We start from the raw sequence: 21434 nt of genomic DNA on the forward strand, positions 1-21434 counted from the left end.
GGGTGGCCTGTCGGCGGCGGAGTCAAGCAGAGGGGAGGGGGCCGGGCAAGGGGACGGGCCCGGCGCGGAGCGATCCGGCCCGTCCTCGGTACGACGACGTCCCCCGCCCGGCGGTGGTGGCCGCCGGGCGGGGGACGTCGGCAAAGGGCTGCCCGAGGTGGTGGCTCAACGCCCCTGGAGGCGCTTGACGTTGTCGCCGAACGTCCAGTTCCGCGAGCCGTCCCAGTTGATCGACCAGGTCATCAGGCCCTTGAGGGCGCCGTTGTAGTTGTTCCAGGCCTGTGCGACCAGGCTCGGCGACATGTGGCCGCCGCCCGCGCCGGGCTGCGCGGGAAGGCCCGGCACCTGCTTGTCGTAGGGGACCTTGATGGTGGTGCCCTGGATGTTCAGTCCCTTGTTGAGGCAGTCGGTCTGCTTGGTGAAGCCCTGGACGGTGCCCGCGGAGTAGGAGTCGCCGGCGCAGCCGTACATGCTGCCGTTGTAGTACTGCATGTTCAGCCACCACAGGCGGCCGTTGTCCGCGTACTTCTTCACGATCGGCAGGTACGCGCCCCAGATCGAGCCGTACACCACGCTGCCGCCGGTGACGTACGCCGTTTCCGGGGCCATCGTCAGGCCGAAGTTGGGCGGCATCTGGGAGAGCACGCCGTCGATGATGCGGATGAGGTTGGACTGGGACGGTGAGAGCTGGTTGATGTTGCCGCTGCCGACGAGGCCGGTCTCGATGTCGATGTCGATCCCGTCGAAGTTGTACTTCTTGAGGATCGGCACGATCGTCTGGACGAAGCGGTCGGCCACCGCGCTCGAACTCAGGTCGATCCCGGCCGCCGCGCCGCCGATCGACATGAGGATCGTGGCGCCGTCGGCCTTGGCCTGGCACATCTCCGACGGGGTCGCCACCTTCACGGTGGCGTCCATGCCGTCCTCCCACAGGACCGTGCCGTCGGAGCGGATCACGGGGAAGGCGGCGTTGATCACGTTGTAGCCGTGGGCGCCCATGCGGGAGTCGGTGATGGGGGTCCAGCCGAACGGCGGGTGGACCCCGTTCGACGCGCCGTCCCAGTTCTCCCAGTAGCCCTGGAGGACCTTGCCCGCGGGTTTGGACTTGACCGGGCAGGTCTCGTCCCGCGGTGCCGCCGGCGCGTCCGGCGCCGCCGCGGCGGGCAGCTGTGCCGCGAAGGCCAGCGCCAGGGCCGCTCCCAACAGACGTACCGTCCGACCGATCATGGCGTGCTCCCTCGGGGAGGCCTTGCTACGGATGGGATGTGATGCGGCCGACGGTAAGTAGGTATAGACCTGTCGTCAATAGGTCTGGTCCAATCTGAAACTGTCGACGTGTCAGGCGCCGAGCCGCCAGCCCTCGCCCTCCGGTACGACGCGGCCCCCCGTCGGCGGGGCGAAGTGGGTGCCGAGCAGGAGCGCGCCGGTGTCCGCGGCCGTGCCGAGCAGGGCGCGGCGGGTCCTGCGGGCCAGGCCGGGGTCGATGTCCACGCAGCTGTTGATCTCCGGGTGCGCCAGCTGGACGGGGTGGTGGACGGCGTCCCCGGTGATCAGCGCGGTGGCGCCGCCGTCGCCCAGCTCCACGGCGACCTGGCCGGGGGTGTGGCCGGGGGCCGGGAGGAGGCGCAGGCCCGGCGCGAGCGTGACGGGGCCCTCCGTGACGTCTGCGAAGTCGAGCAGGCCCGCCTCGTGGACCGGGTGCACGGAGTCCCGGAACATCTGGCGCCGGGACTCCTCCATCTCCGCCGTCGCCCAGTGGTCCCACTCCGTGCGGGTGGTGAGATAGCGGGCGTTGGGGAAGGTCGGCACCCAACTCCCGCCGTCCAGGCGGGTGTTCCAGCCGACGTGGTCGGCGTGCAGATGGGTGAGGATCACCAGGTCCACGGACTCGGGCGGGAAGCCCGCGGCGGTGAGCCGGTCGAGGTAGTCGGTGTTCAGGTCGTTCCAGGCGGGCAGCGCGCGCTGCTTGCCGTTGCCGATGCCCGTGTCGACGAGGATCCGCCGGCCGTCGACGGTGAACGCGAAGCTGTGGCTGGACGCGCGCAGCACGCCGTCGGCGCAGGCGAAGTCCGGGGTGAGCCACGGCGTTCGGACGACCGTGTCCGGGGTGGCGTCGGGCAGCAGCCAGGCGCCCGTCTCGGGCGGGAAGTCGATCTCGTCGACGCGGTGCACGGCGACGCTCCCGACGGTCCACGTGGGGGCGGGGTGGTGGGTCATGAGCGCTCCGTGTCTCGAAGGGGTGCCGGAGGCGTGCGTGACCCCCGGTGGCTAAAAGCAATGCCTTTGCGTTAGTGGAGGCTAGCCCCTAGGGTGGCCTAAGGCAAACGCTTAGCTTTTGTTGTTCCGTCTGATGGCGCCGGATTCCGCCCGGACCCCTGTGGGAAGGACGCACCCCCATGCCCCCTGCCGACCTCGACCGCCACGACGCGGCCCGCTGGGCCCGCCGCGCGGGGCTCCCGTTGGCCGATGAGCGACTCGACGCCGTGGCCGCCACCGCCGCGCACATCCACGCCGTCGTCGCGACCCTGCGCGAGCTCGACCTCACCGGCGTGGCGCCCGCGCCCGCCGGGGCGGAGGTGCGCGATGCGGCCGTATGAGCTGACCCTCACCGCCGCGGCCGCCGCGATCACCGCGCGCGAGCTGTCCCCGGTCGAACTCACCGCGTCGGTCCTGGACCGCGTCGCGGAGGTGGAGCCGCGCCTCAACGCCTACGTGGAGGTGCGGGCCGAAGCCGCCCGCCGCGCCGCCGAGCAGGCGGAGCGCGACCTGACCGCCGGGCGTGCGCGCGGCCCCCTGCACGGCGTCCCGTTCGCCCTGAAGGACCTCATCGACGTCAAGGGGCAGCCCACGAGCGCCAGTTCGCGCGTGCGCGACGGCCATGTGGCGGATGCCGACAGCGCCGTCGCCGCCCGGCTCGCGGCGGCGGGCGCCGTCCTGCTCGGCAAGGCCCACACGCACGAGTTCGCCTACGGCCTGACGACGCCGCAGACCCGCAACGCCTGGGGCGCCGACCGGGTCGCGGGCGGGTCGAGCGGCGGCTCGGCCGTCGCCGTGGCGGCCGGAGCCGCGCTCTTCTCGATCGGCACCGACACCGGCGGCTCCATCCGGGTCCCCGCCGCGCTCAACGGCGTCGTCGGCCTGAAGCCCACCTACGGCCTGGTGCCCACGCGCGGAGTGACCTCCCTGTCCTGGTCCCTCGATCACGTCGGCCCCCTCGCGCGCACGGTCCAGGACGCCGCACTCGTGCTGCCCGCCCTGACCGGAGACGCCCATCTCCCGTACGAAGAGGGGGATCTGACGGGCCTTCGGGTCGGCGTCCCCGCGAACTACTACTTCGACCGCGTCGCCCCCGACGTCGAAGCCGCCGTACGGGCCGCCGTCGAGCGCCTGCGCGAGCTCGGTGCCGACCTCGTGGACGTGAAGATCCCGATGACCCGCTACGTCCAGGCGATCCAGTGGGGCCTGATGGTCCCCGAGGCCAGCGCGAACCACGAGCGGACGCTGCGCACGGCGCCCGAGCTGTACGGGGACGACGTCCGCGTCCTTCTTGAGGCGGGCGAGCTGTTCCACGCGGGTGACTACCTGCGGGCCCAGCGCGCCCGCACCCTGATGCGGCAGGAGTGGGCGCGGCTCCTGGAGGAGGTCGACGTCGTCGCCGCGCCCGCCGTGCCGCTGACCGCCGCTCGCACCGGGCAGGACACCGTGGAGTGGCCGGACGGCACGACGGAGACCGTGCCGGACGCCTACGTACGCCTGTCCGCGCCCGCCAACATCACCGGACTGCCCGCCCTGACCGTGCCCGTCGGCCGGGGCGGCGCGGGCCTTCCCCTCGGCATGCAGCTCATCGGGCGCCCGCGCGGGGAGCGGACGCTGCTGCGCGCGGGGCAGGCGTACGAACGGACGCGGCCGGGCGCGGGGGCACTCGCCCCGACGCCGGTCACCGCGCCGGTCGTGGGCGGTCCCGACCCGGTCGCCGCGATGGCCTGAGCGCCCCGCCGGGGCCGGGCCCCCGCCCGTAGAAGCTAGGAATTCGCGTTAAGGTGAACGGCATGAGTCCCAGGCCCATGGCCCGACCCGGCGGGCGCAGCGCCCGGGTGCAGGCGTCCGTGCACGCCGCCGTGCGCGAGCTGGAGGCGGAGCAGGGCCGCGCGGCCCTGACCGTCCCGCTGGTCGCGGCGCGGGCCGGGGTCACGCCGTCCACGGTCTACCGCCGCTGGGGCGACCTCCAGGAGCTCCTGTCGGACGTCGCGGTCGAGCGGCTGCGGCCCGAGGCGGACCCCGCGGACCACGGCGGCTTCCGCGCCGACCTGACGGCGTGGGCCGAGCACTTCCTGGAGGAGATGTCGTCGGCGCCGGGCCGTGCCTATCTGCGCGACGCGCTCCTCGGCGACCCCGAGAGCGGCAACGCGAGCCGCTGCTCGGACTACTCCGCCGAGCACGTCGACCTGCTCCTGGCCCGTGCCGCCGAGCGGGGCGAGCGGGGGCTGCCGGAGCGCGAGGCCGTCATGGACCACGTGGTCGCGCCGCTGCTCTTCCGGATCCTGTTCCGGCCGGACGGCCTGGCACCGGAGTTCGCGCGCGGCCTCGTGGACGCGGTCCTCACGTCGAGCGCCCGCTGAGCGCCCGCCCGGTGGCCGGGGCGCACCGGCCACCGGGCGGCCCGCGTCAGGACTCCCGCGCCGTCAGCTCCGCTCGGACCTGCCGCGCGGCGGCGACCAGGTTCTCCAGGGACGCCCGGGTCTCCGGCCAGCCGCGCGTCTTCAGGCCGCAGTCCGGATTGACCCAGAGCCGCCCGGCCGGGATGGCCTCAAGTCCCTTGCGCAGCAGGGCGGCCGCCTCGTCGGTGCCCGGCACCCGCGGCGAGTGGATGTCGTACACGCCGGGACCCACCTCGCGCGGATAGCCCGCGGCGGCCAGCTCGTCCGCGACCTGCATGTGCGAGCGGGCCGCCTCCAGACTGATGACGTCCGCGTCGAGGTCGTCGATGGCCCGGAGGACGTCGCCGAACTCCGCGTAGCACATGTGGGTGTGGATCTGCGTCTCGGGCCGTACGCCGCTCGTGGTGAGCCGGAAGGACTCCGTCGCCCACTCCAGGTACGCGGCCCGGTCCGCGGCGCGCAGCGGCAGCGTCTCGCGCAGCGCGGGCTCGTCGACCTGGATCACCGACGTGCCCGCCGCCTCCAGGTCGTTCACCTCGTCGCGCAGGGCGAGCGCCACCTGGCGCGCGGTGTCGCCGAGCGGCTGGTCGTCGCGGACGAACGACCACGCGAGCATCGTCACCGGGCCGGTCAGCATGCCCTTGACCGGCCGGTCGGTGAGCGCGTTCGCGTACGAGGTCCAGCGCACCGTCATCGGCTCCGGGCGCGAGATGTCACCGGCGAGCACCGGCGGCCGCACATAGCGCGTGCCGTACGACTGGACCCAGCCGTGCCGGGTCGCCAGATAGCCGGTGAGCTGCTCGGCGAAGTACTGGACCATGTCGTTGCGCTCGGGCTCGCCGTGCACCAGGACGTCGATGCCCGCCTTCTCCTGGAAGGAGAGCACCGCCTGGATCTCGGACTCGATGCGCTCCTCGTACGTGGCCGCGTCGATCCGGCCCGCGCGCAGGTCGGCGCGGGCCGCCCGCAACTCGGTGGTCTGCGGGAACGAGCCGATGGTGGTCGTCGGGAGCAGCGGCAGGCCCAGGCTCGCGCGCTGCGCGGCGGCCCGCTCGGGGTAAGGCTGCGCGCGCCGGGCGTCGGCGGGGGTCGCGGCGGCGGCGCGGGCACGCACCGCCGGGTCGTGGGTGAGCGCGGAGCCCGCGCGCGAGGCCAGGTCGGCGCGGTTCGCGGCGAGTTCGGCGGCGATGGTGTCCGGGCCCTGGGACAGCCCTCGGGCCAGGGTGACCAGCTCGGTCGTCTTCTGCCGGGCGAAGGCGAGCCAGCGGGCGACCTGCGGGTCGATGTCGCGCTCGACGGCGGCGTCCAGCGGCACGTGCAGCAGGGAGCAGGAGGCGGCGACGTCCACGCGGTCGGCCAGCCCGAGCAGGGTGCCGAGGGTGCTGAGGGACTTCTCCAGGTTGTTGATCCAGATGTTGCGCCCGTCGACGACACCCGCGACCAGGCGCTTGCCGGGCAGGCCGCCCGCCCGCGCGAGGTCGCCGAGGTTGGCGGCGGCGGGCCCCGTGAAGTCCACGGCCAGTCCGTCGACGGGCGCCTTGGCGAGCACCGGGAGCGCCTCGCCGAGCCGGTCGAAGTAGGAGGCGACGAGCAGCTTCGGGCGGTCGTCGAGCGCGCCCAGGTCGCGGTAGGCGCGGGCCGCCGCGTTCAGGTCGGCGGGCGTGCGGTCCTGCACGAGCGCGGGCTCGTCCAGCTGCACCCAGGCGGCGCCCGCCGCCCGCAGGTCGGCGAGGACCTCCGCGTACACCGGAAGCAGCCGGTCCAGGAGGGTCAGCGGTTCGAAGCCCGGGTCGACGTCCGGCGCGGGCTTGGCGAGCAGCAGATAGGTGACCGGGCCGACGAGCACGGGGCGTGCGGCTAGGCCGAGCGCGAGCGCCTCCCTCACCTCGGCGACCTGCTTCGTCGCGTCCGCCGCGAAGACCGTGTCCGGGCCCAGCTCCGGCACCAGGTAGTGGTAGTTGGTGTCGAACCACTTGGTCATTTCCAGGGGCGCCACCTCCGCGGTGCCCCGGGCCATCGCGAAGTAGCCGTCCAGCGGGTCCGCCGCGACGGCGGCGCGGTGCCGGGCCGGGATCGCCCCGACCATCACGCTGGTGTCCAGGACGTGGTCGTAGTACGAGAAGTCGCCGGTCGGGACCTCGTGGACACCGGCGTCCGCGAGCTGCTCCCAGTTCGTGCGGCGCAGCAGGGCCGCCGTCTCCCGCAGGCCCTCGGCGCCGACGCGGCCCTTCCAGTAGCCCTCGACGGCCTTCTTCAACTCCCGGTCTGCGCCCTGACGGGGGTAGCCGTACACGGTGGCCCGTGCCGCCGCGGCTGCGGACTTGTCTGTCACAGAACTCTCCTTCGCGAGCAATGTCGTGTGGGTCCCGGGACGATCGGGAGCGCGAAGGAGGAACAGACCGGCCGACCGGCCGCGGCCGTCGATGGCCGCGCGCCTGTGCCCGATGTGTACGCCGACCCGCCCACGAGGTCACCGGTGAGCCGCGCACGCCGGGGCGCGCACGGGCAACGGGCAGGTCTTCGGACTCGCGGGCGAGACCTCCGAGGAGGTCACCTACTGGCCGTCGCTTCCCGGGTCCGTGCCGGACCCAGTGCGTATGACGGCGGTCGTTCCCACTCACCGCTGCGGGGCAGTCCCGGATTCCCACCGGGTTCCCTCTTACGACGCCACTGCCTGGCGGGCAGGACGAACCAGTCGCGCCGCAAGCGTATGTGATGAACCCCTGTCCAGGGGAGGGGGGAAGGCAGCGGGCGCGGCTTATTGCACATTGATTGCAATTACTATGGAGGTGCAGTAGCCGGGCCGGTCGGCACGTGGAAGAAGCGGGAGTACACGCATGGCACCTCCTCGGATCGTTCTGGGGATCGAGTCTTCGTGCGACGAGACCGGGGCAGGTCTCGTGCAGGGCGGGCGGCTGCTCGGGCACGCCGTCGCGTCCAGCATGGACGAGCACGCCCGCTTCGGCGGCGTCGTCCCCGAGATCGCCGCCCGCGCCCACGTGCACGCGCTGAACCCGGTGGTCCGCCGCGCCCTCGACCGGGCGGGGCTGCGGCTCGGCGACATCGGCGCCGTGGCCGTGACGACCGGTCCCGGGCTCTCCGGCGCCCTCCAGGTCGGCCTCGCCGGGGCGAAGGGCCTCGCGTACGCGCTCGGCGTCCCGCTGTACGGCGTGCACCACCTGGCCGGGCACGTCGCCGCCGACACCCTGGAACACGGGCCGCTGCCCGACCCGTGCGTGGTCCTCATCGTCTCCGGCGGCCACACCTCGCTGCTGCTCGTGCGCGACCTGGCCCGGGACCCCATCACCCACCTCGGCGACACCCTGGACGACGCGGCGGGGGAGTGCTTCGACAAGGTGGCCCGGGTCTTCGGCCTGCCCTACCCGGGCGGTCCGGCCGTCGACCGCGCGGCCCGCGAGGGCTCGCCGGACGCCGTCGCCTTCCCGCGCCCGCTGACCGGGCCGCGCGACGACCCGTACGCCTTCTCGTTCTCCGGTCTGAAGACCGCCGCGGCCCGCTGGGCCGAGAGCCACCGGGGCGGCGAACTGCCGGTCGCCGACGGGGCCGCCGCGCTCCAGGAGGCCGTCGCCGACGTCCTGACCCGCAAGGCGGTCGCCGCCTGTACCGCGCACGGCGTGGGCACCCTCGTGGTCGTCGGCGGCGTCGCCGCCAACTCCCGGGTGCGGGCCCTCGCCGAGGAGCGCTGCCGGGCCGCGGGGATCACCCTGCGCGTCCCGCCGCTGGGCCTGTGCACCGACAACGGCGCGATGATCGCCGCCGTGGGCGACCTCCTGGTGCGCGCGGGCGCCGAGCCCGCGCCCCTCGACGTGTCCATCGACCCCTCGGCGCCACTGGAGCACGCCGCGCTGCACCCCACCGCCCGCGTCGCGAGGGCCGCCTGATGGCCGCCGTCGTGCACCGCCTCACGGGCCCCGGCCTGCTCGCCCACCGCGAGGGCATCCGCGCGGTCTACGCCGCCGCGTTCGCCGAGCCGCCCTGGCACACGGAGCCCGCCGAGGCCGACGTCTACCTGACCCGCCTCGCGGCCGACACCGCCCGGCCCGGCTTCGCGGGCGCTGTCGCCCTCGACGGCGAGCGGGTGCTCGGCTTCGCCACGGCCTGGACGTCGAGCACCCCGCTGCCCGGCACCCGCTCCTACCCGCGCGTCACCGCCGCGCTCGGCGCCGAGCGCACCGCCGCCTGGCTGTGCGGCGGCCTGGAGGTCGACGAACTCGCCGTCGTGCCCGGCGCGCACGGGCGCGGACTCGGCCGTACGCTCCTCGCCGCGGTCACGCGCGACGCGCCCGACGCCCGCTGCTGGCTGCTCACGTCCGTGCGGGCCGACGCCACCGTCCGCTTCTACGAGCGGCTCGGCTGGCGGCAGGTCACCCACCCCGCCCCCGACGGCCACGGCGTCGCCGTCTTCCTCGGCCCCGACCACCCGGCGCGCACCGCCGCCGCACCGCCCCTGTAACCCCTGAGCCCCCGCCCGGAGCACGCCTTGCGCACCGCCGACATCCGCACCCGCTTCCTCGACTTCTTCGCCGAGCGCGGCCACACCGTGGTGCCCAGCGCCCCGCTGCCCACGCCCGACCCGACGCTCCTGTTCGTCAACGCGGGCATGGTGCCGTTCAAGCCGTATCTGACCGGCGAGGCCGCGCCGCCGTGGCCGCGCGCCACCAGCGTGCAGAAGTGCGTGCGCACCCTCGACATCGAGGAGGTGGGCAAGACCACCCGGCACGGCTCGTTCTTCCAGATGAACGGCAACTTCTCCTTCGGCGACTACTTCAAGGAGGAGGCCATCGGCTTCGCCTGGGAGCTGAGCACCCGCTCCGTCGCCGACGGCGGCTACGGACTCGACCCGGCGCGGATCTGGGTGACCGTGCACCACTCCGACGCCGAGTCGCGGGCGCTGTGGCGGCGCGTCGCGGACCTGCCCGACGAGCGGATCGTGGCCCGCGGCGACGAGGACAACTTCTGGTCCATGGGCGTGCCGGGACCGTGCGGGCCCTGCTCGGAGCTGTACTACGACCGGGGCCCGGCGCTCGGCCGCGCGGGCGGCCCCGCCGTCGACGAGGACCGGTACATGGAGTTCTGGAACCTCGTCTTCATGCAGTACGAGCGCGGCGAGGGCACCGGCAAGACCGGCTACCCCCTGCTCGGCGAACTCCCGCGCCGCAACATCGACACCGGCATGGGCCTGGAGCGCATGGCCACCCTGCTCCAGGGCGTGGACAACCTCTACGAGATCGACGAGACCCGGCCCGTCCTCGACCGTGCCGCCGAGCTCGCCGGGGTCCGCTACGGCGCCGACGCCACCGACGACGTACGGCTGCGCGTCGTCGCCGACCACGTCCGCACCGCCCTGATGCTGCTCGCCGACGGCACCGCGCCCGGCAACGAGGGCCGGGGCTACGTGCTGCGCCGCATCCTGCGCCGCGCCGTGCGCTCCCTGCGCCAGCTCGGGTACGGCGACCCGGCCCTCGCGGACCTCCTTGCCGTCGCCCGCGACCGGATGGCGCCGAGCCACCCCGAGGTCGCCGACTCCTTCGCGCGCATCGCCGACCAGGCCCAGGGCGAGGAGGACGCCTTCCGCGCCACCCTCAAGCAGGGCACCACCGTCCTGGACACCGCGGTCACCCGGGTCAAGGCCGACGGCGGGCGCCAACTGCCCGGCGCCCAGGCCTTCCTGCTGCACGACACCTACGGCTTCCCCATCGACCTCACCCTGGAGATGGCCGCGGAGCAGGGCGTCGAGGTCGACCGCGACGGCTTCGCCGCGCTCATGCGCGAGCAGCGCGAGCGGGCCCGCGCCGACGCCCGCGCCCGCAAGTCCGGCTCCGCCCCCGACACCTCGGCCCTGCGTACCGTCCTCGACGCGCACGGGCCCACCGACTGGCGCGCCTGGGAGACCCTGGCGACGGACTCCCGCGTCCTCGCGCTGCTGGGCCCCGCGGGCCCGGTCCCGGTCGCCCGGGACGGCGAGATCGTCACCGCCGTCCTGGACCGCACCCCGTTCTACGCCGAGTCCGGTGGCCAGGACAGCGACGCCGGACGGCTCACCGGGGCCTCGCTGGAGGCCGAGGTGCTCGACGTGCAGCGGCCGCTGCCCGGCCTGGTGGTCCATCAGCTCCGCGTCACCGCGGGGGAGGTGGCCGTCGGCGACGCCGTGCACGCCGCCGTCGACCCCGAGTGGCGCCTCGGCGCGCGCCAGGCCCACTCGGGCACCCACGTGCTGCACGCCGCCCTGCGCGAGATCCTCGGCCCGACCGCCCTGCAGTCCGGCTCCTACAACCGCCCGGGCCAGCTGCGCCTCGACTTCCCCTGGCGCGGCGCCCTCTCCGCCACCGTTCGCAGCGAGGTCGAGGAGGCCGCCAACCGCGCGCTCCGCCGCGACCTGCCCGTCGGCGTGCGCTGGATGACGCTGCCCGAGGCCAAGGAGCTCGGCGCGCTCGCGCTGTTCGACGAGACGTACGGCGAGCGGGTGCGGGTGGTCGAGATCGGCGGCGCCTGGTCGCGCGAGCTGTGCGGCGGCACCCACGTCGAGCACGCCGCGCAGATCGGCGTCATCGCGCTGACCGCCGAGTCGTCGGTGGGCGCGGGCATGCGGCGCCTGGAGGCCGCGGTCGGCATCGAGGGCTTCGGCTACCTCGCGCGCGAGCGCGACCTCGTCGCCGGCATCGCCGAGCGGCTGCAGGCACCGCGCGCCGAACTCCCCGACCGCGTCGCCGCGTTGCTCGACCGGCTCAAGGCCGCCGACCGGGAGAACGAGCGCCTGCGGCAGGCGGCCCGTGCCGCCCGCGCCGCCGAACTCGCCGGGCGGGCCGTCGAGGTGGGCGGCGCGTACGTGGCCACCGCGACGGCGGAGGGCCACGCGGGCGCCGCGCGGGCCCTGGCCCTCGAAGTGCGCGGACGGCTGCGCCCCGAGCGGCCGGGCGTGGCCGCCGTGACCCTGTCCGGCGACAAGCCGGTCCTCGCCGTGGCCGTGAATCAGGCGGCGCAAGACGCGGGCCTCTCGGCGTCCGCCCTGGTCAAGCGGCTGCTCGGCGGTCGCGGCGGTGGCTCGGACGAGGTCGCGCAGGGCGGCGGGGCGGACCGGGACGCGCTCGCGGCGGCCGTGGCCGGGCTCTCCGGCGTCGTACGCGAGGAACTAGGCGCCTGAGCGCCGCGCGACCAGCCACGACGGCCGTCGTTCGCCCACGGCCCCGCGTGGCTGGTCGCGCTGTTCCCCGGGCCCCTCCGGGGGGCACCAGGGGTGTCGTAGGGGTCGGTCTCCGTGGACTTAGTAGGACGTCCAAGTATATGGTCGTGACCAAGGCCCGCGGTGCAGGGAAGCCGGTGTGAATCCGGCACGGTCCCGCCACTGTGACCGGGGAGCGCGTTCCCACGAAGGCCCGAACGTCACTGACGGGGAAGCCCGTCGGGAAGGCGGGGAGCGCGCGCTGATCCGGGAGTCAGGATACCGGCCGCGGGGTGTTCCGTGTTGTCCACGAGGATGGAGCAGACACGCATGGCCCCGGTGCGCACCCACGACCCCGGAGATCCGGACCTGCGAGCGGTGATCCCCGCTGCCTGACGGCTGTTCGGCGTGCCCTGCGACGGTACGCGGCCCAGCCCTGCCATCCCCGGACCACACCTGACGAGAGAGCAGGCCCCCATGGTCCGTGAACTGACCCATTTCATCGGCGGCGAGCACACCCCGGGAACCTCGGGAACGCACGCCGACGTGTACGACCCCAACACCGGTGACGTCCAGGCACGCGTACCGCTCGCACACCGCGCGGACACCGAGGCGGCGATCGCGAACGCCGCCGAGGCGCAGCCCGCCTGGGGCGAGTGGAACCCGCAGCGCCGCGCCCGCGTCCTGCTGCGGTTCCTCCAGCTCGTCGAGGACGAACGCGACGCCCTCGCCCGCCTGCTGTCGTCCGAGCACGGCAAGACCGTCGCCGACGCGCACGGCGACCTCCAGCGCGGCCTGGAGGTCGTGGAGTTCGCCGCGGGCGTCCCGCACCTGCTCAAGGGCGAGTTCACCGACAACGCCGGAACCGGCATCGACGTGCACTCGCTGCGCCGCCCCCTCGGCGTCGTCGCCGGGATCACGCCCTTCAACTTCCCCGCGATGATCCCGCTGTGGAAGGCCGCGCCCGCGCTCGCCTGCGGCAACGCCTTCGTCCTCAAGCCGTCCGAGCGCGCCCCGTCCGTCCCGCTGCGCCTGGCCGAGCTGTTCCTCGAAGCGGGCCTGCCGCCGGGCGTCCTGAACGTCGTCAACGGCGGCAAGGAGTCCGTCGACACGCTCCTTGCGGACCCGCGCGTCAAGGCGCTGGGCTTCGTCGGGTCCACGCCCGTCGCCGCGCACGTGTACGCCACCGCGGCCGCCCACGGCAAGCGCGCCCAGTGCTTCGGCGGCGCCAAGAACCACATGATCGTGATGCCGGACGCCGACCTCGACCAGGCCGTCGACGCGCTGATCGGCGCGGGCTACGGCTCCGCGGGCGAGCGCTGCATGGCGATCTCCGTGGCCGTCCCGGTCGGCGAGGCCACCGCCGACGCCCTGGTGGCCCGCCTCAAGGAGCGCGTCGGTTCGCTGCGCATCGGCCGCTCCGACGACCCCGAGGCCGACTTCGGGCCGCTGGTCGGCCCCGACGCCGTCGACCGCGTCCGCTCCTACGTCGACCTCGGCGTCGAGGAGGGCGCCGAACTCGTCGTCGACGGGCGTGCCTTCACCCTGGCAGGGCACGAGCGCGGCTTCTTCGCGGGCGCCTCGCTCTTCGACCGCGTCACCCCGGACATGCGGATCTACCAGGAGGAGATCTTCGGCCCGGTCCTGTCCGTCGTACGGGCCGCCGACTACGAAGAGGCACTGCGGCTGCCCACCGAACACCCCTACGGCAACGGTGTCGCCCTCTTCACCCGCGACGGCGACACCGCCCGCGACTTCACCCGGCGCGTGGACACCGGCATGGTCGGCGTCAACGTCCCCATCCCGGTCCCCGTCGCCTACCACACCTTCGGCGGCTGGAAGCGCTCCGGGTTCGGCGACCTCAACCAGCACGGCCCCGACGCCATCCGCTTCTACACCCGCACCAAGACCGTCACCTCGCGCTGGCCCTCCGGGGCGAAGGAAGGCGCGAGCTTCACGATCCCGACGATGGCGTGAGCGCCCCGATGACCGCCACGACCACCACCCTGCTCGGCGCGGACCAGCTCGCCCTCGTCGAGACCACCCTCGACTTCGCCGAGGAACACCTCGCCCCGCACGCCCTCGCCTGGGACCAGGACAAGCACTTCCCGGTCGACGTGCTGCGCAAGGCCGCGGACCTCGGGCTCGGCGGCGTCTACGTCGACGAGGCCGCGGGCGGCTCCGGCCTGACCCGGTCCGACGGCGTCCTCGTCTTCGAGGCCCTGGCCTCCGGCTGCCCCTCCGTCGCGGGCTATCTGTCCATCCACAACATGGTCGCCTGGATGCTCGACCACTACGGCGACCGCGCCCAGCGCGCCCGCTGGCTGGGGCCGCTGACCTCCATGGACCGGCTCGGCAGCTACTGCCTCACCGAGCCGGGGGCCGGTTCGGACGCCGCCGCGCTGAGCACCCGCGCCGAGCGCGACGGCGACGCGTACGTCCTCACCGGCGTCAAGCAGTTCATCTCCGGCGCGGGTGCCGCGCACGTGTACGTGGTGATGGCCCGCACCGGAGGCGGCGGACCCGACGGCGTGTCCGCGTTCGTCGTCGAACGCGACGACCCCGGCCTGTCCTTCGGCGCGAACGAGAAGAAGATGGGCTGGAACGCGCAGCCCACCCGGCAGGTCGTCCTCGACGGTGTGCGCGTCCCCGCCGACCGGCTGCTCGGCGGCGAGGGCAACGGCTTCCGCATCGCCATGAACGCCCTGAACGGCGGCCGCCTCGGCATCGCCGCCTGCTCCCTCGGCGGCGCCCGCAGCGCCCTCGACCGCAGCCTCGTCCACCTCGCGGACCGGGAGGCGTTCGGCGCCCCGCTGCTCGACGCCCAGGCGCTGCGCTTCGAGCTCGCCGACATGGCGACGGAGCTGGCGGCGGCCCGCGCCCTGGTCCGGCAGGCCGCGCAGGCCCTCGACCAGGGCGACCCGCAGGCGCCGCAGCTGTGCGCCATGGCCAAGCGGTTCGCCACCGACACCGGCCACTCCGTCGCCGACCGCGCCCTCCAACTCCACGGCGGCTACGGCTATCTGACGGAGTACGGCATCGAGAAGCTGGTCCGCGACCTGCGCGTGCACCGCATCCTGGAAGGAACCAACGAGATCATGCGTCTGATCGTGGCCCGCGGCCTCACGGGGGCGCTGCGATGACCGAAGAGCCCGTCCTGATCCGCACCGAGGGGCGCGCCGGCCACCTCACCCTCAACCGGCCGCGCGCCCTGAACGCCCTGACCCACGCCGTGGTCCGCGCCGTCGACGAGGCGCTGACCGCCTGGGCGGCGGACCCGGCCGTCGAGACCGTCGTCCTCACCGGCGCGGGCGAACGCGGCCTGTGCGCGGGCGGCGACATCCGGCAGATCCACGAGGACGCGCGCACCGGCGCCGGGGCGTCCGCGGACTTCTGGCGCGACGAGTACCGCCTCAACGCCCGCATCGCCCGCTACCCCAAGCCCTACGTCGCCGTCATGGACGGCATCGTGATGGGCGGCGGCGTCGGCGTGTCCGCCCACGGCAGCGTCCGCGTCGTGACCGAGCGCTCCCGCATCGCCATGCCCGAGACCGGCATCGGCTTCGTGCCCGACGTCGGCGGCACCTATCTGCTCGGCCTCGCGCCCGGCGAACTCGGCACCCATCTGGCCCTCACCGGCGAGCCCGTGGGCGCGCGGGACGCCCTCCTGTGCGGCCTCGCCGACCACTTCGTCCCCTCCGCCGACCTGCCGCGGCTCCTCGCGGACCTCGCGACGGATCCGGTGCGCGACGTCCTCGCCCGGTACGTCACCGAGGCACCGCCCGGAACGCTCGCCGGACACCGGGAGTGGATCGACGCCTGCTACCCGGCCGCCACGGTCGAGGAGATCGTCGACCGGCTCCAGGCCCACGGCTCACCGGCCGCGAAGGAGGCCGCCGAGACCCTCCTCGGCAAATCGCCCACCGCCCTCAAGGTCACCCTCAGGGCGCTGCGCGGCGCCCGCGGGCTCGGCCCCCTCGAACGGGTCCTTGAGCAGGAGTACCGCGTGTCGTGCGCGGCCCTCGGCTCCGCCGACCTCGTCGAGGGCATCCGCGCCCAGGTCATCGACAAGGACCGCGCCCCGCGCTGGTCCCCGGCCACGCTCGCCGAGGTCACCGGCGCCGACGTGGACCGCTACTTCCTGCCGCTCGGCGCGCGCGACCTCGTGCTCGGCGGCGGCGCACCCGCACAGGAGGAGCCGTGGTGAACCCCGCAGCACAGGGCCGGGCGGGCGGCGTCGTCGCCTTCGTGGGCCTCGGTCACATGGGCGGTCCGATGGCCGCCCGCCTCGTCCGTGCCGGACACCGCGTCGTGGGCCACGACCTGGTGCCTCAGGCGCTCGCCGCCGCCGTGGCCGCGGGGGTCGAGGCCGCCCCTTCGGCGGTGGCCGCCGCGGCCGAGGCGGACGTCGTCCTCACCATGCTCCCCGCGGGCCGGCACGTCCTCGCCCTCTACGAGGACGAGGGCCTGCTCGGCGCGGCCCGGCCCGGCACGCTGTTCGTGGACTGCTCCACGATCGACGTCGCCGACGCCCGCGCCGCGCACGCGGCGGCCGCCGCCGCGGGGCACGCCGCCGTCGACGCCCCGGTCTCCGGCGGCGTCGTGGGCGCGGAGGCGGGCACGCTCACCTTCATGGCCGGCGGCGCCGCCGCGGACGTGGCCCGCGCCGAGCCGCTCCTCGCCGCGATGGGCAAGAAGGCCGTGCACTGCGGGGCCGCGGGCGCCGGGCAGGCCGCGAAGATCTGCAACAACATGATCCTCGGCATCTCGATGATCGCCGTGAGCGAGGCCTTCGTCCTCGGCGAGAGCCTCGGCCTGTCCCACCAGGCCCTGTACGACGTGGCGTCCACGGCGTCCGGCCAGTGCTGGGCGCTCACCACCAACTGCCCCGTGCCGGGCCCGGTCCCCGGCTCGCCCGCCAACCGGGACTACCGCCCCGGCTTCGCCGCTCCCCTGATGGCCAAGGACCTGGGCCTCGCCGCCGCCGCGATCAGCGCGGGCGGGGTGCGCGCCGAACTCGGCCTGCGCGCCGCGGAGATGTACCGGGACTTCGCCCAAGGGCCCGGAGCCGAGCAGGACTTCTCCGGGATCGTCGAGGCCCTCAGGAACTCCGGAATCGTCGAGGCCCTCAGGAATCAGGAAGGACAGACGCATGAGTGACCTCGCCGAGACCCCCACCGGGGCCTACGAGACCATCCTCGTCGACCGGGCGGCCGCCCCGCGCACGGCCCTGCTCAGGCTCAACCGGCCCAAGGCGCTCAACGCGCTCAACCTCCAGCTCATGCGGGAGGTCGTCGCGGCGGCCGAGGAGCTCGACCGGTCCCCGGACGTCGGCTGCATCGTCCTGACCGGGTCCGCGAAGGCGTTCGCCGCGGGCGCCGACATCAAGGAGATGCGGCCGCGCGGCTACCTCGACATGTACCTCAGCGACTGGTTCACCGCGTGGGACCGGCTCGCCCAGCTGCGCACGCCCACGGTCGCGGCCGTGTCCGGCTACGCCCTCGGCGGCGGCTGTGAACTCGCCATGCTCTGCGACGTCCTGCTCGCCTCCGACACCGCGGTGTTCGGACAGCCCGAGATCAAGCTCGGGGTCATCCCCGGCATCGGCGGCTCCCAGCGCCTCACCCGCGCCGTCGGCAAGGCCAAGGCCATGGAGCTGTGTCTGACCGGCCGCACCATGGACGCCGCCGAGGCCGAGCGCGCCGGACTCGTCTCCCGGGTCGTCCCCGCGGAGGACCTGCTCGCCGAGGCCCTGGCGGTCGCCGAGACCGTGGCGGGCATGTCGCTCCCCGTCGCGATGATGGCCAAGGAGGCGGTGAACCGCGCCTTCGAGACCACCCTCACGGAAGGCGTCCGCTTCGAACGCAGGCTGTTCCACGCCGTGTTCGCGACCCACGACCAGAAGGAGGGGATGGGCGCCTTCGTGGAGAAGCGCCCGCCGGAGTTCCGCCACCACTAGGCACGGCCCCCCGCGCCGCCCGTCCCCTTCCCTCCTGGCTGCGGGGAAAGGGACGGGTGCTAGCGCCCGCCGAGCCAGTCCACCACGGTGCGGGCCGAGAACTCCGCCTGCCCGCCCCGCACCAGGAACTCCGCCGCGGCGAACGCCGGATCGTCCGCCTGCGCGGGCACGTAGGGGATCGCGACACACCGCATGCCCGCGGCCCGGGCGGCCAGGGCACCCGGCACCGCGTCCTCCAGGACCACGCAGCGCGCGGGCTCGGTGCCGAGCAGCTCCGCGGCGGCCAGGAAGACGTCCGGCGCGGGCTTGCCGTGCGCGACCTCGTCCGCCGATACGTACGTCTTCAGCCACGCGTCGAGACCCGTGCCCTCCAGGATCGCCCCGATCGCGGCGCGCGAGGAACCGGAGGCCACCGCCATCGGCACCCCCGCCTCGTGCAGCAGCTCCACGAACGCCGCCATCTGCGGGTACACGCGCGTGGACGTGCGGGCCAGCTCCAGATAACGCCGGTTCTTGTCCGCGAGCAGCTCGGGGAGCGGGGTGCTCAGGCCGTAGGTCTCCTTCCAGCCGGCCAGGGTCTCCTGCGTGGAGATGCCCACGTACCGCTCGTGGTCCTGCCAGGAGAAGCCCGTGACCCCGTGCTCGGCAAGCAGTTGCCGTCCCGCCTCGAAGTAGTTGGGCTCGCTGTCCACGAGGGTGCCGTCGAGATCGAAGATGACCGAGATGTCGTTCAGGGCGCTCATGCCCTCAGCATGCCAAGAACGTGATCAAGCCGAAGTGGCCGCCGTCACCTTTCCCGGGGCTCGCGGCTCTCCCTCGTCTCCTTGGCCGTGGCCCGGCCGACCGACTCGACCAGCGGCAGGAGCCGGTGCGGCACGCGTTCGCGCAGCGCCATCTCCGTACGGGTGCGCACCACGCCCGGCAGCTGGATCAGACGCTGGATGACGTCCTCCAAGTGCCCGTTGTCGCGGGCGGCGACGCGGGTCAGCAGATCGCCGCCGCCGGTGATGGAGAAGGCCTCGATGATCTCCGGCACGGCGGCCAGGGCGTCCCCGACCTCGTCCAGGTGCCCCTGCGTGACCTCGATGTGTACGAAGGCGAGGACCGGGTGGCCCAGGGCGGCGGGGGACAGGAAGGGACCCGTGCCCGTGATCACGCCGTCGCGCTCCATGCGGTCGAGGCGTGCCTGGAGCGTGCCGCGCGCGATGCCGAGCACGCGCGCGTACTCCCGCACGCTCGTCCGCGGCTGCTCCAGGAGCAGCCGCAGGATGCGGGTGTCCAGCTCGTCGACCGCCATGGGCCCCTGGCCTCCTCGGTACGCGGATTGATCGCGGCCGACTGTACCAATGGCCCAGTCATGCCGCGCCATCGCGCACCAGGGTGCCCCGGGCTGCCGCACGCGGACCGGTACGCCGATCGGCTCTTGGCCGGGGTGGCCCCTCGGCTTCCGCGCCGGGCACCGGTGTCATGGAGCCATGGCCACGACCGACCGCCCCGCGGGCGTCCCGGAACCCGTCCCGTACCGCCTGAAGCGGATGCTGCTGGGCCCGCCTCTGGTCACCGCGCGCATCCGCAAGGAGAAGCTCGACAACCGCACCGCGCTCGGCGTGCTCGCCTCGGACTGCGTGAGCTCGTCGGCGTACGGCAGCGAGGAGATACTGCGCGTCCTCGTTCCCGTCGTCGGCGTGGCCGCCTTCACCCTGCTGATGCCGGTGACCGGGGCGATCCTGCTGATCCTCGTGCTCCTGACGCTGTGCTACTGCGACGTCGTCATGATCTACACGCGGGCGGGCGGCTCGTACGTCGTGGCCCGGGAGAACTTCGGGCCCGACGTCGCGCAGATCGCGGCCGTCGCGCTGCTCGTCGACTACGTCGTCACGGTCGCCGTCCAGGTGTCGGCGGGCACCAACGCGCTCATCTCGCTGGCGCACCTGGTCGGCAACGGCTGGACCGGTCTCGACCACCTCCAGGTGCCGTTCAGCGTCGGCGTGATCCTGCTGCTCGCCTACGGCAATCTGCGCGGGCTCAAGGAGGCCGGACGGGTCTTCGCCGTGCCCGCGTACCTGTTCATGGCGGCGGTCGGCCTGATGCTCCTGGTCGGGATGGTCCGCTGGGCGCTCGGGGAACTGCCGCACGCCGATGTGCGCGCGGCGGGCGCGGTGCCGCTGGGCGAGGCGGGCGACGGCTGGCTGTACGGGGCCTCGCTGTTCATGGTGTTGCGCGCGTTCGCCAACGGAGGCTCCTCGCTCACCGGACTCGAAGCGATCTCCAACGGCATCTCCGTGTTCCGCGAGCCCCAGGGCGTCAACGCCCGCCGCACCCTGATCGCGATGAGCTGTGCGCTCGGCGTCCTCGTGCTCGGGATCTCCTGGCTCGCCCACCTCACCCACGCACTGCCCTACACCGACGGCACCCCCACGGTGATCGCGCAGGAGGCCCATCTCGTCTTCGGCGGCGGCTGGGCGGGGACGGCGGGACTGGTCTTCGTCCAGCTGGCCACCGCCCTGATCCTCTACACCGGGGCGAACACGCCCTTCACCGGCTTCCCCTACCTGGCGAGCTTCGTGGCCGAGGACCGCTTCCTGCCCCGGCAGCTCACCCGGCGCGGCCACCGGCTGGTCTTCTCCAACGGCATCATCAGCCTGGCGACGGTCTCCCTGGCCCTGCTGCTCGTGACCAACGCCAACGTGGACAAGCTGGTCGCGCTCTACGCGATCGGGGTGTTCACCGCCTTCACCATGGCGGGCGCCGGACTGACGGCCTACCACCTGCGGCGACGCGAACGCGGCCGCCTCTGGAAGATCGCCGTCAACGCGAGCGCCGCCGTGGTGTCGGCGGCCGTCGTGCTCGTCTTCGCCGTCACCAAGTTCACCGAGGGCGCCTGGCTGGTCGTCGTGGTCTTCCCGCTCGGCGTGTGGGTGCTCATCCGCATCAACCGTGAGTACCGGGCCGAGGCCGAGGCCCTGGAGGCGCTGCCGCCCGCCGAGGAGAGCGACCGGCCGCGCTGGCGGCGCCACGTGGTGCAGATCCTGGTCGACGCCTTCGACCCGGCCGTCTTCCAGGCCCTGCGGTACGCCCACGAGATCCGCCCGGACGAGGTGCGGGCCGTGCACGTCGCCGTCGACGGGCCGCGCGCGCGACGGCTCGCGGCCCGCTGGACGCAGAGCGGGGCGACGGACGTGCCGCTGGAGGTCGTGGACTGCCAGGACCGGCGTCTGGAGCGGGCCCTGATCGACCACGCGGCCGCGACGACGGCGGACGGCGACACGGCGCTGACCCTGCTCATCCCGCACCGGGCCTACCGCACCACCCTCGGCAGGCTGCTGCACCGCGGCGGCGGCGAACACCTCGCCCACGCCCTGGAGGGCCTGCCGTCGGTGGCCGTCACGGTGCTGCCGTACGCCGTCCCGGTGCGGGGCAAGCGCCGCTGACCTGCGGACATGGTGGCCCGATGGCCCCTTCGCGGCAGAATATGAGGACATCAAAGTATGCCAATGGTCCAGTGGAACACGGTCAGGTTGAGCCAACGGGCCTGTTGATGATGTGATGTACCTGTCGATGGCGCTGCGGATTCCGCGGCGCCTTTTTCATGCGGGCGTATCTGCGCGGATCCGGGCAGGTGCGGGAAGGAGCACAC

17 protein-coding genes and 2 riboswitches are annotated in these 21434 nt (G+C 73.9%); of the genes, 12 read left to right on the plus strand and 5 right to left on the minus strand.

Annotated elements, in window-relative coordinates; all coding sequences use genetic code 11:
- Positions 1 to 165: 165 nt before the first annotated feature.
- Both MQV74_RS36650 and MQV74_RS36655 read right to left on the minus strand, forming a co-directional pair.
- Positions 166 to 1227, minus strand: coding sequence for a chitinase (locus MQV74_RS36650; protein ID WP_242727709.1), 1062 nt, complete (start codon positions 1225 to 1227; stop codon positions 166 to 168).
- Between the two features lie 111 nt (positions 1228 to 1338).
- Positions 1339 to 2217, minus strand: a complete 879-nt coding sequence (locus MQV74_RS36655) for an MBL fold metallo-hydrolase (protein ID WP_242727711.1) — start codon at positions 2215 to 2217, stop codon at positions 1339 to 1341.
- A 179-nt stretch (positions 2218 to 2396) separates the two neighbouring features.
- Between MQV74_RS36655 and MQV74_RS36660 the strand changes: the two genes are divergently transcribed.
- The 3 genes from MQV74_RS36660 to MQV74_RS36670 all read left to right on the plus strand — a co-directional run bounded on the left by MQV74_RS36660 (position 2397) and on the right by MQV74_RS36670 (position 4619).
- Entirely contained in the window at positions 2397 to 2597 is a 201-nt protein-coding gene (locus MQV74_RS36660; protein WP_242727713.1) for a hypothetical protein, read from the plus strand.
- Positions 2584 to 3987, plus strand: a complete 1404-nt coding sequence (locus tag MQV74_RS36665; RefSeq protein WP_242727715.1) for an amidase — start codon at positions 2584 to 2586, stop codon at positions 3985 to 3987. The genes MQV74_RS36660 and MQV74_RS36665 overlap by 14 nt, the downstream gene beginning before the upstream one ends.
- Before the next feature lie 62 nt (positions 3988 to 4049).
- Positions 4050 to 4619: a TetR/AcrR family transcriptional regulator gene (locus MQV74_RS36670; RefSeq protein WP_242727717.1), complete on the plus strand. Its 570-nt coding sequence runs from the start codon at positions 4050 to 4052 to the stop codon at positions 4617 to 4619.
- A 46-nt stretch (positions 4620 to 4665) separates the two neighbouring features.
- Here the strand turns inward: MQV74_RS36670 and metE are convergent, their stop codons facing one another.
- The gene (gene metE, locus MQV74_RS36675) at positions 4666 to 6990 is read right to left on the minus strand and encodes a 5-methyltetrahydropteroyltriglutamate--homocysteine S-methyltransferase (RefSeq protein ID WP_242727719.1); all 2325 of its coding nucleotides are present in this window, start codon (positions 6988 to 6990) and stop codon (positions 4666 to 4668) included.
- A gap of 162 nt (positions 6991 to 7152) precedes the next feature.
- A riboswitch (cobalamin riboswitch) is annotated at positions 7153 to 7369 on the minus strand.
- Between the two features lie 126 nt (positions 7370 to 7495).
- On the opposite strand from metE, the gene tsaD reads away from it, so the two are divergent.
- The 8 genes from tsaD to MQV74_RS36715 all read left to right on the plus strand — a co-directional run bounded on the left by tsaD (position 7496) and on the right by MQV74_RS36715 (position 17797).
- The gene (tsaD, locus tag MQV74_RS36680) at positions 7496 to 8560 is read left to right on the plus strand and encodes a tRNA (adenosine(37)-N6)-threonylcarbamoyltransferase complex transferase subunit TsaD (RefSeq protein ID WP_242727721.1); all 1065 of its coding nucleotides are present in this window, start codon (positions 7496 to 7498) and stop codon (positions 8558 to 8560) included.
- Positions 8560 to 9132, plus strand: coding sequence for a GNAT family N-acetyltransferase (locus MQV74_RS36685; protein ID WP_242727722.1), 573 nt, complete (start codon positions 8560 to 8562; stop codon positions 9130 to 9132). Before tsaD ends, MQV74_RS36685 begins: the two co-directional genes overlap by 1 nt.
- Before the next feature lie 27 nt (positions 9133 to 9159).
- On the plus strand, positions 9160 to 11820 hold the full coding sequence (gene alaS / locus MQV74_RS36690) for an alanine--tRNA ligase (RefSeq protein WP_242727730.1): 2661 nt from the start codon (positions 9160 to 9162) through the stop codon (positions 11818 to 11820).
- Between the two features lie 143 nt (positions 11821 to 11963).
- Positions 11964 to 12143, plus strand: a riboswitch (cobalamin riboswitch).
- Positions 12144 to 12315: 172 nt separating this feature from the next.
- Positions 12316 to 13815, plus strand: coding sequence for a CoA-acylating methylmalonate-semialdehyde dehydrogenase (locus MQV74_RS36695; RefSeq protein ID WP_242727732.1), 1500 nt, complete (start codon positions 12316 to 12318; stop codon positions 13813 to 13815).
- 8 nt (positions 13816 to 13823) lie between these two features.
- Entirely contained in the window at positions 13824 to 14981 is a 1158-nt protein-coding gene (locus MQV74_RS36700) for an acyl-CoA dehydrogenase family protein (RefSeq protein ID WP_242727734.1), read from the plus strand.
- Positions 14978 to 16045, plus strand: coding sequence for an enoyl-CoA hydratase/isomerase family protein (locus MQV74_RS36705; RefSeq protein WP_242727736.1), 1068 nt, complete (start codon positions 14978 to 14980; stop codon positions 16043 to 16045). The genes MQV74_RS36700 and MQV74_RS36705 overlap by 4 nt, the downstream gene beginning before the upstream one ends.
- A complete protein-coding gene (gene mmsB / locus MQV74_RS36710; RefSeq protein WP_308402351.1) occupies positions 16042 to 16998 on the plus strand; it encodes a 3-hydroxyisobutyrate dehydrogenase in 957 nt (318 codons plus the stop codon). Before MQV74_RS36705 ends, mmsB begins: the two co-directional genes overlap by 4 nt.
- A complete protein-coding gene (locus MQV74_RS36715) occupies positions 16991 to 17797 on the plus strand; it encodes an enoyl-CoA hydratase (protein WP_242727738.1) in 807 nt (268 codons plus the stop codon). The genes mmsB and MQV74_RS36715 overlap by 8 nt, the downstream gene beginning before the upstream one ends.
- 59 nt (positions 17798 to 17856) lie before the next feature.
- On the opposite strand, the gene MQV74_RS36720 is transcribed toward MQV74_RS36715, so the two are convergent.
- Both MQV74_RS36720 and MQV74_RS36725 read right to left on the minus strand, forming a co-directional pair.
- Positions 17857 to 18540 (minus strand): HAD family hydrolase, encoded by a 684-nt coding sequence (locus tag MQV74_RS36720; protein ID WP_242727741.1) that lies wholly within the window; start codon positions 18538 to 18540, stop codon positions 17857 to 17859.
- A gap of 44 nt (positions 18541 to 18584) precedes the next feature.
- On the minus strand, positions 18585 to 19094 hold the full coding sequence (locus MQV74_RS36725; RefSeq protein WP_242727743.1) for an Lrp/AsnC family transcriptional regulator: 510 nt from the start codon (positions 19092 to 19094) through the stop codon (positions 18585 to 18587).
- Positions 19095 to 19272: 178 nt separating this feature from the next.
- Here MQV74_RS36725 and MQV74_RS36730 point away from each other — a divergent pair, with 178 nt between their 5' ends.
- Positions 19273 to 21228 carry an APC family permease gene (locus MQV74_RS36730; RefSeq protein WP_242727746.1) on the plus strand — a complete coding sequence of 652 codons (1956 nt, stop codon included), beginning with the start codon at positions 19273 to 19275 and terminating at the stop codon, positions 21226 to 21228.
- Positions 21229 to 21434: the final 206 nt, after the last annotated feature.

This window comes from Streptomyces sp. AN091965 (assembly GCF_022698285.1).
GTDB lineage: Bacteria > Actinomycetota > Actinomycetes > Streptomycetales > Streptomycetaceae > Streptomyces.